The sequence below is a fragment of the Gimesia chilikensis genome (genome assembly GCF_007744075.1).
In the GTDB taxonomy this organism is placed as follows: domain Bacteria; phylum Planctomycetota; class Planctomycetia; order Planctomycetales; family Planctomycetaceae; genus Gimesia; species Gimesia chilikensis_A.
On sequence record NZ_CP036266.1, the window covers coordinates 6,239,201 to 6,252,500 of the forward strand.

Genomic DNA, 13,300 nt, shown 5'->3' on the forward strand with positions numbered 1-13,300 from the left:
AAAATGAGAGTATAACTCCGATCTGAATCTAATTGACTCAGGTCCGGGTGCTGCTATGATAAGCGGTCCCGCTGGATAACGATCAGGGCGATTTCCTGCAGGAAATCGCCGGTCATTCATATTATTTTTTCCGTCGCTCGAGGAGTCTGTTCATGTCGCAAATGTCACGTCGTCACTTTCTGAAAAAATCGGTTTACAGCGGTCTCTTCATGGGCCTGACTGCCAAGAGCTATCGTTCTACTTTCGCGGCAGTTCCCCCCAGCGAACGTGTGCGGATTGGCATGATCGGCGTTGGTAACCAGGGTGGCCCGCGGAACAACATGAAGTACTTCCTCAACAACATCGAAGCCCTGTGTGACCTGGATCAGAACTACCTCGCCGAAGCAGACGCCTTCCTGAAGAAGAACGCCAACAAGTCGGCCGTGAAGACAGACGATTATCGGCGACTGCTCGATTCCAAAGACATTGACGCTGTTGTTGTGACCGTGCCTGACCAGTGGCACGCCAAGATGACGGTCGAAGCCTGCCGTGCCGGCAAAGACGTCTACTGTGAAAAACCGCTGACACTCGTGGTTGATGAAGGTCCCGTGATGATTGACGCGGCACGGAAACACAACCGAGTCGTCCAGACCGGAACCATGCAGCGCAGCGGCAAGGAATTCAAACTGGCCGTCGATCTGGTGCAGTCGGGTCTCCTGGGTAAGATTCACACCGTGAACGTCACCCTGCCCGGTCCCAACTGGATCGCACGGGCCGGCAAGCCGGTTCCCGACAGTGCACCGCCACAGGGATTTGACTTTGACCGCTGGCTGGGGCCGGCACCAGAGCGTCCTTACAACAAAAACCGGGTGCACTACCTGTTCCGTTTCTTCTGGGATTACAGTGGCGGCCAGCAGACCAACTTTGGTGCCCACCACCTGGATATCGCACAGTGGGGACTGGGGATGGATGAAAGCGGCCCCGTGAGTGCAGAAGGATCGGCGACTTTCAATCCCGATGGCTGGTACGAAACTCCCGATACTACCAACATCAAATACACGTATGACAATGGTGTCGTCATGAACTGTCGCCAGGTTCCCGGCACCCCGAGTAAAAAACAGGGAACCGAGTTCGTGGGCGAAAAGGGAAGCCTCTTCGTCTATCGTGGCGGCATCATTGCGAATCCACCTGCGCTGTTAAAAGAAGTCGATGTGCCTAAGATTGTGAACCGTGATGCGAACATCGCGCACGTCAACAATTTTATTGAGTGCATCAAGACCCGCGAAAAACCGGCTGCTGACATCAGCATCGGACATCGTTCCGCCACAGTCTGTCACCTCGGCAATATCGCCGTGCGGACCGGTAAGAAGATCCAGTGGGATCCAAAACAGGAAACTATCGTAGGCGATGCTGACGCCGCCAAATGGCTTTCGAAGGAATACCGTAAACCTTACGAACTGGTGTAAGGTTGTTAAACTCGCGACTGGCAATCATCCCAGAGTAATTTCATCCGGTAGGGGCGACCCTGTGTGGTCGCCCGCCGTGATTGACTTTCGATGGGGCCAGTTATTCGCATCGTTACCCTGCTTCCTATGCACGGGTGAATTGAGATCGACTCTCGCAAGGCGGGTTGGCACACAGGCCAACCCCTACATTGATTTACCCTACATTGATTTATTTGAGGCAATCGGGTGGCACCGTTGGCTTGTCCAACGGTGTTCGCTCTCTCATTTCATTTCGTTTGAGAAATTTCTCTGCCTCGCGAATTTCTTAACTTTCTTCAGTAGCGGCCCGATTTTGATTCTGCTTACAATGAGGAAAACGTTCCTCCTGTTTTCTCACCTGATCAAGATCGAGTTTTCTCATGAAAATGCGCTTCCTGTTTTGCACTGCTGTCACCCTCACTGTCCTGATGCTTACCGCTGCCGATACCAGCGCGGCTGAAGCGCCGCAGGTGAAAGTCGGTTTCGCCGAGCGTGACATCACGCCGGAGATCGGCATGGAACAGCCGGGCGGTTACGGGAAATCGTTTCATCGTTCGTTTCACGATCCCTGTAAAACGCGGGCGGCTGTGTTTGACAACGGAACCAACGTGGTTGCGGTCGTCAGCCTGGATGCGCTGTTTATCCGCAGAGTCACCGTGGATGAAATCCGCGAACGGGTCGAAGCCAAATGCAAGATTCCGGCGAACTCGATTCTGCTGCACGCGACACACTCACACTCTTCCGGTCCGATGGGCATGATTCTGCCCGGCGAATACGATCATGCTTCGAAATTCGTACAGGAACTGGCGTATGAGAAATCATCGACGGCTGACACTGCCTACCTGGAAACGGTCGTCGATCAGAGTGTGGAGGCGATCTGCGAAGCGTACAACAAACGGAGTGCGTCTGAATGTGGAGCGGGAGTGGGGATTGAAGAACAGGTGGCCTTCAACCGCCGGTTCTTCATGCGGAACGGATTGACCTTTACGCACCCGCGGCCCGGGAACCCGGATATTGTAAAACCGGCCGGTCCCGTCGATCCGGAAGTTGGCGTGATCGGAGTCTGGGATGAACAGGGACAGCTCAAAGGGTGTATCGTGAACTTCGTGTGTCACGCCACAACCAACCCGGGCGGAATCTCAGCCAATTACATCTATTATGTGGAACAGGTGATTCGCGGCGTGTTCGGGAAAGACGTGACGCTCGTCTTTCTGGCGGGAGCCTCGGGCGATGTGACGCAGGTGGACAACCTTTCGAAATATCAGCGGCGGCCCAGTGAAGAGTCGGCCCGGTTTGTGGGCGGCCGGATTGGAGCCGAGGCAGTGAAAGTGCTGCTCTCAATGCCGCGAGGTAATTTCAAAACGATTGCCAGCAAAGTCAAAATGCTGGAGATTCCCCGCCGCAAGCCGACGCCCGGACATGTGGCCGAAGCGGTAGAAGTTGTAAAAGCGGGGCCGGCGAAGTCGAACGCGACCGACTGGGTGTTCGCGAAAGAGACCGTCCTGCTGGATGCCCGATTACAAAAAGAGCCGGTGGCGAAAGTGGAGGTGCAGGCGATCCAGATTGGCCCGGTGGTCCTGCTGACCGATCCCGCGGAATTCTTCTGCCAGTTGGGTCTGGATATCAAAGCGGGCAGTCCATTTCCGATCACGTTCCCGGTCTCACTGGCGAACGGCTGCGTCGGTTATGTGCCCACGAAAGAAGCCTTCGACAAGAACGGCGGCGGCTACGAAACCCGGCTGACCAGTTACAGCAACCTGGTCACCACGGCGGGTCCCCAGATGGTTGAAGCAGCGGTGGAATTGTCGAAACAGTTGACGCCGGACGAACAGCCCGAGCGTCCTGCGGCACCGGCGTTTAATAATAACCCCTGGGCTTACGGTAGCCTGGCACCGCAGGTGGATTAGACCGCGAAATCCTTGAAACTTATTTCTGCTACCACGAAAAGGCGGAACTACTGTTGCTATTCGATAGTTAAAATAACTCTCATTAAACCGGTTTTAGATCATCCTGAAGTTATGGTACAGAATCCCAGATTTCTTCAAAAGTCAGTCCGGTGAAACCTGATTGTTCATAACGATATTTGAATTCATCATCCTGATCTTTGAGATCCGAAAATAAAAGAATTTCTGATCTGCTCGTCTCAGGTATTTTGAACAAACTGGATTCGAAGAACCGGTCAGGATGAAAAACATAGTCTTTCAATCTCAGCCGCTTTCCTGAATGTGATGAATACTTCCATTCAGAGCGGTCTTGATCCAGAGCATTAGGGCATTCAAGAACATTCAATCCATATAGGGTTTCCCCTTCTAGATCTATGGGCAGAATCTGACCTGCCATTTCGAGTAAATCATCCATTTGTTCGTAAACGGAATGATCGAAGACCAACAATCCTGGACAGAGATAGAAAAAGTTTCCCCGGACCAATTTAGGGTTTTGCACGTAGCATACAACAGGAGACCAGTCTGGTTTTTTAGCGACATCAAAGGTTAGTCGATCCGTAGACCAGATCTCTTGATCAACGGGGGCAATACTCTGAAAAATATTGACGTCTTCACGAACATAAAACACTTTCACCAATATTACCTTCAACTGTCATAAGCGATTATAAGTCCTGGATGATTGCAGTAGATTGTTACATCCAAGGGCCGGTTAGATTGTTTATACTTTCACCAAGTCAACGCCTCATACACAATCACTCGAAAGAGTAATTTTTAGCTACCACGAAAAGCACGAAAAGGTTTCTTCGCCGAGATAGAGAAACGGGGAGGCACTTGCATTCAGCAACAATCCCGGGCGTATGGCAGACTGGCAGCTCAAGTGGATTGACTGTTTTTGTTGTTAAGGGGGCCTCGTAACAGTCCTTGTGCCAGTACTATCACGGCACCTGCCAGGATCAGGTATCCAAGAGGTTTCCCAAACTGAAGAACAAAGATCATGCTTTGGGTATCTTCGAGTTGATTTGCCAGTTCGATCGTTTGCTTTGAATTGGTCCGTATTTTGGGAACCAGAGGGATCAGGACACGAGAGCCGCGTGGCACATTTCGATATTGAACCGGGATTTCGTGAGACGGTTTGGCAAGTTCCCCCATCCTGATGTTGCTTAACTTGCCCTCAAATTCTTTTTCTTCCGCCTGCAACGAATTGATTGTTGCCATCGATCCGAGGATGCAGCCCCCACCCGCGATACCTAAAATAATGACCCACTTCCAATTGATCGAATTCAAGACCGTATTGGTAACCGCAGGTTTTACGGTGTTCATGTCACTTTCGAAATCACTCATCCAGGCCCCCTCTCTTTGTTGCATTTTCTGACTCACTCAAACGCCAACGCAAGTCACTCACAAACATACACGTTTTAGCATGCAGTAGCAATGACGAATTGAGGGTCGGTGTCTTTGCCAGAGATTTTGTCTGTATCGAAGCGAAAGGTGCTCAGGGCGTCGATCAACCCGCGGGTGGTATCGGAAACAATCAGATATTGCCGCAGGCAACAGGAGGTGGATGTGTGAGCGGATGATGGAGCAGGCCCTTGCTTCATTCAACTTAATGCGCTGCGGAAGCTCTGTTTCAGAATGGTTGAGTGAGCTGTGACCTCCTGCTCGCTGCGCTCGGCTCGAATTGCATTCGAGCCCACCCCGGATGTTTTCTCTGGTACCATCGAAAGCGGAAGCAGGTTGTATGTCTCCAGGCGGGCGGCCACACAGGGCCGCGCCCTACGTCTGTTTTAGAACTCGCGGATTCCCCGAATTGCATTCATCCGACTCGGTGAATACCACGAAAGACGCGAAACGTTTATTCGCCGACATAGATGAACTGAACTGCGTCGGCGATGACGTATTTGCCGTCGGTGCCTGCGTTGGAGATTTTCACCCAGCCTGATTTGCCTTTGACGAAGTGGTAGGTGCCCAGGGTGCGGAAGAGTTTGTTGTGCGGGGGGATCTGCTGCTGGTTGATGCGGATTGTTTTTTCGCCGGCGGCGTGGTGGATCGTGACCGGGGTGTTGGTGGATCTGCGGATGTTGTAGCAGTGCGACATCCGGACTTCGTAGCGGCCGGACTTAGGCAGATCGGGAGTGAAGATGACCGCTTTCTCCCCCTTCCCTTTTTTCTGATCGTGCAGATAGCCGAGACCAACGTAGGGGGGCGTGTGCGTGGAATACTGCCAGGTGCCGACGAGCCTGGCCTGGGTTTCATCGACGACGATGCCTTTCAGTTTTGTGGGATCGGGCACGATGAAGGGGACGAGTTCAGGTTTATCGACTTCGCCGGGAGCGTGGGTGTTGGCGACTGCTTCGGGGTGGGGTTTGAGTTGGGGCGTGGGTTCGCTGGAATGGAGGTGTGTTTGTGAAATCGAGAGGCAGGCCAGCAGGTTCGCGAGAATGCTTGTGGGTTTCATGAGTGCTGTTTTCTGTGAGCGGAATGGCTCTAGCCACCGGTAAGTAGGTTCATCGCTGGAGAGTTTACCGGCGGCAGTTCGTATTTCTTAATTTAAACGGGCCATACCAAAGTCGTTTCAACCGGGGCTAAGGCCCTGCGGCTAATGGCGTACCCCCTGCTCTGTGTGAGAGCCTGGGGTTGATTGATCAGTTCAACGTTTTTCTTTTACCGGCGGCTCGCGCTGTGCCGCTCAGGGTCTGGTGATTATAAAAAAGAGATTGTAACACCAGAAGCTGGCTCTGTGTGGATTATTTCTGGCGAGGATTGATGACGAGCCTGATTCGGTGAGGCTTTTCTGAATCTACTGGACTCTGGATCTTTGATGGATAGTACTCACGTCCGGAGAGACTACCTCCGCGGAGGACGATAATTTTCACTGATACCCGCAGCAACCAGTTAAAAAACCCAAAACTGGAGGGAAGCTCTGCTTTCTTTTCCCGCTCCAGTTGATCCCTGCTCCATTTGGCTTTACGGGGACCTGTTGGATCTTTGAAGTCATTCTCGCGTTGGAAGTAATCGTAAGCATAAAAATCGGAGCAATATTCCCAGTGATTGCCTACCATGTGATGAACTGTCAGTTTGTTGGCTGACGCGAGTCGCGCAGCAATTTCCCATTGTGCTTCCGTGGGCAGATCGACTCCTTTCCACTCAGCATAAGTGACTGCATTGTCGTTTGAAGCATGATCATAGGGAGCCTGCCCTCGTTGCGGATCCTTCAGATGCGCTGAAACAGTTTCCTGCACCCTGGTGATGGTCTGTTTCTGCCTGGGTGAGAGCCTGATACTCTGAAGCCCTTCTTCCAGCGTTTGCTCTTTTTCTGATTCGGGGTTCTCATCGTTGATCACACTTTTCAAAAACTCTGCATAGGCTGCATCAAAGTCTCTTGCTAAATCTGGATTTAATTCCAGCATTCCTCTCCATATGCCGCGCTCATCCTCGTAAGTCATCATAAATTCCAGTAACCGAAATTTGACCTGTAGTTCTTCGGGAAACTGGCGGACCTGACTATCTATCTTTTCATCATGCCAATCTGCCTGCTGCATGTGTTTCCACAATTCCGGCCCAAGCTGGGAGCGGGTCACGCACGTTTCAGAGATATAATAAGAGCTCATTTGCACCTGGATTTCTTTGGAATCCCAAACCTGATCTGAGCCGATCATGTAGGTGCCTGCGGGAACCAGTGCATACCACATTCCGGATGCGGGATTCTGTACTCGATTTGGTAAGCCCTCTGTTTTGCCTGCTTTCACGTCGACTTTGATCGGAAACGGAAAGCGGTCGGGTTTCCCGGGAGCCTTTGATTCCTCTGCCAGGAGGACTGGAGCCGGCACCGTGAGGATGCCAAGCATCAGCAGGAGAAACCACAGCTTGTAGAGCGAAGCGGTTTGCATGAGAACTGTTTCCTGTGCTTGCGAAGGCGTTGGAGACCGAACGATCAAATCAACGTTTTCACTGGTTACCGGCGGCAGTTCGTGTTTCTAAATTTGAATGGGCCATACCAAAGTCGTTTCAACCGGGGCTAAGGCCCTGCGGCTAATGGTGTAACCCCTGCCCTGTGTGAGAGCCTGGGGGTGGTTGATCAGTTCAACGTTTTCTTTTTTACCGGGTTACCGGCGGCTGGCGTTTTGCCGCTCAGGGTGAGGCGCGATTACTGACTCGTTGCTCTTCTTCCCTGTGATTTCCTGCTTGCTGCGCTCGGCCCGAATTCTATTCGGGCCTACCCGCGAAATCGTGTCTTTGAAACCTAGGGATCTAGGCGATTGGTTGTGGCATCAGAACCGGGAGATCGGGTTTGACCTCGGGGGTTTCTTCGGCCAGTACTGTTTCGCAGAAGAATTTCAACAGCTGTTTCAGGTCTTCGTTCTGGACACTCTCGGCCAGTTCTTCGGCCCGGTCGCGTGACTTGTCGACCAGGACTTCGGCTTTCGTGAAGACATCGCAGGCTTCGTAGATTTTCCGTAGCCGGTTGATGCGTGCGTAGTCCGAAGGACCGCCGCCGTTGAGAATCTCTTTGAGTTCGGCATTCTGCTGATCGTCGCCGGCCTGCAGGGCCAGGGCGAGTAACAGTGTGGGCCGCATCGCCAGGGCGTCCTGACCGGAGATGAGCTTGTTGTTGTCATCGCCGCGCCAGTCTTTGAGGTCGTTCAGAATCTGGAAGCCGACGCCGATCTGACGTGAGAAGGAAGAGATCAGTTCTTCGTACTCGCCAGCGGAGCCGGTCATCCGCACGCCGGCATAGAGGGCGGCTTCGAATGCGGGGGACGTTTTGAGAGCGTAGATCTGTAAGGCATCCAGCGGGGAGAGTTCGAAGGTCTCGCTTTCCTGCCAGGCCATTTCAGCCCCCTGCCCTTCACAGAGCTTGAGATGTGCGGCGGCCATTTTTTCGACCAGATCTGCAGCGGCTTCAGCACCGATGTCGGCCCGGGCTTCGTTGAGCAGCCGGTAACCGATGCCGATCAGGTAGTCGCCGATGTTGATGGCCATGCCGGTGCCGTGCTGACGGTGCAGGGTTTCCTGACCGTAACGGTACTGGTCATCGTCTTCGATGTCGTCGTGAATCAGTGACGCTTTGTGGAAGACCTCGATGGCCATCGCGGCTTTCTGCACGCCCAGCGGATAAGTCTGACTGCTGTCTGCTGCCTCGTCCTGTTGTGCCTTGATCAGAGCATCGTAGGCAGCCAGGGTGATGAAGGGCCGGAAGCGTTTGCCGCCATGCTTGAGCCATTCGTAAGCGATAGCTTCGGTCTTGCCCAGCGGGGTGCGGGCGGCGGCTTCGGTTTTCGTACGGAGCGGCGGCAGAATTTCGTCGAAGTGTTCTTCGAACAGCGAGTTGGCGGCCCGCATGGTGGGCAGATAGCTGCGGGTCAGCGGCTGTTCGAGTGGTTCATATTTCTCGAGGACTTCCCAGATCCAGGGCTCGTCCATCTTGGTGTTTTTACAGTCGCCTGAATGCAGGGGGACAGCGTAAGAAGGTACGCCGGCGATGAGGACTTTGTCGATCGACTTTTCCAGCACGTTGAGACAGGCCACCCCGAGGATGCCGTCCACGTAACCGCCGACGATAATCTTGAGGACCACGGGGGAACCTTCGGCGACGAGCACCTTGTAGCCCAGCTTTTCGGCTTTGACTTTGTAGTCAGCGATAGAGCAGGCGCCACATTTTTCGCAGTCGAGGCCGAACTCATCGTATTCCGCGGGACAGCCTTCGGCGTGTTTCAGGCAGTGCGGCAGGAGGAGCAGGCGGCGTTCGAAGGGAATCGCGAGGAACTGGCGTTTCCAGAAGAAGTTGCCGATCAGCACCATCATGAAGCCGAGGAATTTTTCGGGCTGTTCCATTTCCGCCAGCAGTTCGCGCGACCAGTCTTCCAGCATCGCTTTGGTGAAGGGATTGGAGCAGTCGAGACGTTGCACGTACTTCTCGGCTTCTGCTTTCATCTCTTCGCGCAGCGCAAGGGTTTCCGGCACCGCCTTGAGATGGCTGGTACTGCGGCGTTTTCTTTTGACCGGTTTGGGATCTTCGGAAGCACGGCCCTCAGCTTGATCGTGAGCGGGGACGCGTTTGTCTTCGGAACTTTCCTGGTCTAAAGGCGCAATGGACACGGAAGACTCCTCTATGGTTAGTATCTCATTCGAGTGGTAACACAATGAATGTAGAAAATCAGGCTTGAGAACGCAGGTGGGACCTATTTTTCCTTTACGGACATTATAGGGGAATCTGCTCCTTCAAGCGACAATCTAAATTTCTCATCCGGACATTTTTTAAAAACCGTTTCCGCCCTTTGTAAGGCAGAAACAGAGAAGATAACTGGATAAAGTTGTTCGAAATACCAGAGTTTGGCAAAGTAAAACCCGATGGGTGTGGTCTCTGTATAGGTGCCTGCTTCGACGCGATCGAGCAGCCAGCCCAGCCCCTGTTGCAGGCAGGGATTCTCCAGCGAAAGTCCCACGGACAGCAGAGCATCGACGGCGAGCGCTGTCTCTTCCACGCTGGACGGTGCGCCTTCCGCGCCGCCCCAGCCACCATCGGAATTCTGTACGCTTTGCATAAACTGGATGGCCTGTTCCGCCTGGGGCATTGCACGACGTTCTTCGTCTGCATAGGCAGCCAGCACGCGTGCCGTCCCGTAGACCGGGTTCTCGTCATCATCGACATGCTGATTCCCGAACCAGAGGGGTAGCCAGGAACCGTCGGGCCTCTGTTGGGCGGCGAGGTATTTATAGCCGCGTTCGATGGCCTGGGTTGACCGAGTGCGTAGAGTGCTCTCTTCGGCTGTTGCATCCGTTTTGAGCCAGGCATCCAGCGCCCGCAGAACGTGTGCCGAGATGTCTGCAGCACTTTGATCGAAGGGGAGCGTCCCCCAGCCGCGACAGAAAGTAGGCCAGCCGCCGTTGGAGTTCTGCAGATCGAGCAGCCAGTTGACGCCGTTCCGCAGAGAGGTCCGCAATTCGGGTGAGGCCTCTTCGGCATCGTCTGTCTGCAGGTTCAACAGAGCGAGGATAGCGCCGGGGGTATCGTCGGCATCGGGTACGCCGCCGGGCAGATCGGTCCAGGCCCAGCCTCCGGGTTCGGCTGCAGTGTAGGGATGAAGTTCGGTGTATTGCTGTTGAATCAGCCATTCGCGAATCGGCGTTTTTTCGAATTCCGACAGCGTGCCTTCCAGGGCGTTGACGGATAGCGTCGTCGTCCAGGTGGCGAGGTTGGTGTCGATGGGCCAGCTGCCGTCGGGGCGTACGGAGTCGAGCAGGAACGCGAGTCCTTTCTGTACGACCGGATGATCGACGAGTCCCATGCCGGCCAGACTCATGGTGACGAAACTGGTCAGCGGGGCAGCTTCGAGGAAGCCGCCGTTTTCGGGTTGAATTTCGATCAGTTTTTTCAGACTGCGTTTAACAGACAGCTTACGGATCAGCCGCAGAATCGGATTGCGGGGCTTACAGAAGTGGTGCCTGACCTGACCGATGGCGATCAGTGCGGGCAGAGCGTAGCTGACCACGGGAAGCTTGACGGTTTTGTAAAAGCGATGCGGCAGACAGGAGAGTTCAAACGGAAGCGCGGGAATGGTTTTCCATTTGACGAGTCCGGCCAGGGCGCAGTGTGTGAGGATCGGCACGGAAAACGTTTTGTCTTTGCCGTAGCGTTCCACGACGGCTTTAACGCCTCCCACCCGGTCGATGTATTGACGGGCGTTGACAACGTGGGAGACATAGTGCTCTGTATTTTTCGTCGCATGAAAGGCGGCATGACAGAGCATCGTGGTGGAGATATTGCTGAAGCTCTTGACGGTGTCACCCCAGCCGCCATCGGGGTTCTGGTGCCGGGACAGCCAGCGGATGCCCTGTTCGATGTAAACGTTGAGCGAATCATCGTCGGCGGGGCGTTGTCGACGGATCATCTCAAGGGCCATGATGGCGGTGGCTGTCGAGAGAGCTGAGGTCGAAAGTTCTCCTTCCCAGTGGCCGGCGGCATTACGGGCACTCAGCAGATAGTCGCGAACCCGCTGCGAGGCTGCCTGCACGCGTTGGTAGGAGATGGTCTCACTCATTCAGGTCTGTTCCTGCCGGGAGTTTCGTATGGGAAAGGAGAACGTTTAAATATCGAGTGCATCCAGGTTGTCCATCAAGTCCTCCAGCTCTTCATCGGTGGCCTTGGAGACTTTGGAAGACTTGCGGAGGCCGACTCCCATGCCCACGGCATCGCGTCCGTCCGCCACCAGTTCTGCATCACGTTCCCGGGCCGCCATCTCGAGTGCATCAGGGGCCCCAAACAGTTTGGAAAGATCAATTTTCAGGCCAGCGACTTCACCATCCGCGCCGGCGATGCCCGGCGTTTTATGACCGGGGAAGATAATCGCATTCTCGGGACAGACACGACTGCAGGCCGGACATCCCTTTTTGCAGCTGTCCTGCTCTTCAACCAGGATCTGTCCCCCCTGGTCGACGCCGTAAACGCCAAACAGGCAGAAGTCGATGCACTCCATACAGTTCGTGCAGAGGCCGTAATCGATGACCGGATACCAGCGGCGTTTGGTCGGTTCCAGTTTGACGTCTTCTGTTGTTTCCGCGCCGTTGTTTTTGTCGGCGTTGATGATGTCCAGCGGTTTGAGATACTTTTCCAGTTGTGCCGGCTGAGGGGCGGACTGCAGCATGTCCATCAAGGGGACGGTCTGCACCTGGGATTCGCCGGCGATACGTTTGATTTCCTGGACGTAGTCTTCCGGCTTTGAACTCACGCGGAGGTCGATCGAGTAGATGTGTCGATCGGGGATTGTTTTGTTGCGTTCGGGATTTTCGAAAGGTGCGTTCTGCTTCTGTTCCTCTTCTTCGTCTTCGTCCACTTCTTCTCTGAGCAGGACGTGCCCTTCCTTGCCGCGGACTCCCTGGCGATCCAGGATCCAGTGACAGGCACGGGGATACAGCCAGGAGAGGATCACCAGATCCCCCCGCAGTGCCTGCAGGAAGAGGGTGCCGGTATGGTCGGCGGAAAGATCGTAGAGATGGGGAACCAGCGAGACTTCGATCTCGGGTTCCATCAACAGTGTGGCGGCGAGAGTCTCTTCGAGCTCACGTTTGGCGGGATTTTTCCCCTGAGCCTGAGAGATCACCACTGTTAATTTTTTGTCAGCCATACTGAAAACCTTTTCAACGCGAAACGATACTCAATCCACATCAAATCGTTTCTCAGTTGAGTTGTCCTTTGATGATCCGCTGTGTCTGTTCCCACACACTGTCTAATAGTTGCAGATACTCGGGTGGGGTCAACCACTGGGCATCTGACTCCATCTCAAACAGCCAGCCTTTGTCGTAATTGTCTGACTGATTGATGGCCGAGGGATCGTTCAACAGTGCTTCGTTAAATTCCAGGATCTTGCCTTCCGAGGGGGAAAACAGGTCAGACAGTGCCTTGGAACTTTCGATCTCCCCGATTTTCTGCTTTTCCCGCACCACAGTAAACGGATCGATAAACCAGTCCAGGAAATAGACATCCTGCAACAACCGAACCGAGTAAGCCGTAAATCCGACGCGGTAATGGTCCTCCTGCGGCAGTAACCACAGGTGTGACTTACTATAAACACGGTCCTGAGGAATTCGGGCCTCGAAATTCCCCATCATAAAGACAAGATCGTCAGGCATGGTTGGATTGTGCTGTGAGCATCGTTGGAACAAGGCTCAGGGGAACAGGGGATTATCCCAAAACGGATACGGGCAGGATTTTTCGCAATATACACTACCTAAATAGTAGAAACAGTTTGTGCGCGGGATGCAAGCAGGATTCCCTCGCGAATGACGGGAACCAAAAATTTTATCACCGCCGGTCCGTAAAACTTTCACGCGGGGCTGGTTGTATCGACGGGCCGTCAGCCGAGGATGCAGATCACAGGTGTGAACTCCTGGCTGTGC

10 protein-coding genes are annotated in these 13,300 nt (G+C 53.9%); 2 read left to right on the top strand and 8 right to left on the bottom strand.

What is annotated here, in order from left to right:
* The first annotated feature begins 152 nt into the window (after nt 1–152).
* Together HG66A1_RS23445 and HG66A1_RS23450 are read left to right on the top strand one after the other, a co-directional pair.
* Nucleotides 153–1,445, top strand: a complete 1,293-nt coding sequence (locus tag HG66A1_RS23445; protein ID WP_145189826.1) for a Gfo/Idh/MocA family protein — start codon at nt 153–155, stop codon at nt 1,443–1,445.
* Between the two features lie 398 nt (nt 1,446–1,843).
* The gene (locus HG66A1_RS23450; RefSeq protein ID WP_197996765.1) at nt 1,844–3,370 is read left to right on the top strand and encodes a hypothetical protein; all 1,527 of its coding nucleotides are present in this window, start codon (nt 1,844–1,846) and stop codon (nt 3,368–3,370) included.
* Between the two features lie 109 nt (nt 3,371–3,479).
* Here the strand turns inward: HG66A1_RS23450 and HG66A1_RS23455 are convergent, their stop codons facing one another.
* The 8 genes from HG66A1_RS23455 to HG66A1_RS23490 all read right to left on the bottom strand — a co-directional run bounded on the left by HG66A1_RS23455 (nt 3,480) and on the right by HG66A1_RS23490 (nt 13,033).
* A complete protein-coding gene (locus tag HG66A1_RS23455) occupies nt 3,480–4,040 on the bottom strand; it encodes a hypothetical protein (protein ID WP_145189829.1) in 561 nt (186 codons plus the stop codon).
* 239 nt (nt 4,041–4,279) lie between these two features.
* Nucleotides 4,280–4,747, bottom strand: coding sequence for a hypothetical protein (locus HG66A1_RS23460; RefSeq protein WP_145189832.1), 468 nt, complete (start codon nt 4,745–4,747; stop codon nt 4,280–4,282).
* A 511-nt stretch (nt 4,748–5,258) separates the two neighbouring features.
* Entirely contained in the window at nt 5,259–5,861 is a 603-nt protein-coding gene (locus HG66A1_RS23465) for a xanthan lyase (RefSeq protein ID WP_197996766.1), read from the bottom strand.
* 289 nt (nt 5,862–6,150) lie between these two features.
* The gene (locus HG66A1_RS23470; RefSeq protein ID WP_145189835.1) at nt 6,151–7,293 is read right to left on the bottom strand and encodes an SUMF1/EgtB/PvdO family nonheme iron enzyme; all 1,143 of its coding nucleotides are present in this window, start codon (nt 7,291–7,293) and stop codon (nt 6,151–6,153) included.
* 361 nt (nt 7,294–7,654) lie between these two features.
* Nucleotides 7,655–9,502, bottom strand: a complete 1,848-nt coding sequence (locus HG66A1_RS23475; protein WP_145189838.1) for a polyprenyl synthetase family protein — start codon at nt 9,500–9,502, stop codon at nt 7,655–7,657.
* A gap of 83 nt (nt 9,503–9,585) precedes the next feature.
* Nucleotides 9,586–11,445 carry a prenyltransferase/squalene oxidase repeat-containing protein gene (locus HG66A1_RS23480; RefSeq protein WP_145189841.1) on the bottom strand — a complete coding sequence of 620 codons (1,860 nt, stop codon included), beginning with the start codon at nt 11,443–11,445 and terminating at the stop codon, nt 9,586–9,588.
* 45 nt (nt 11,446–11,490) lie between these two features.
* On the bottom strand, nt 11,491–12,528 hold the full coding sequence (locus tag HG66A1_RS23485) for an ATP-binding protein (protein ID WP_145189844.1): 1,038 nt from the start codon (nt 12,526–12,528) through the stop codon (nt 11,491–11,493).
* A 52-nt stretch (nt 12,529–12,580) separates the two neighbouring features.
* Nucleotides 12,581–13,033: a glycine cleavage system protein H gene (locus tag HG66A1_RS23490; protein WP_145042946.1), complete on the bottom strand. Its 453-nt coding sequence runs from the start codon at nt 13,031–13,033 to the stop codon at nt 12,581–12,583.
* Between the last annotated feature and the right edge of the window lie 267 nt (nt 13,034–13,300).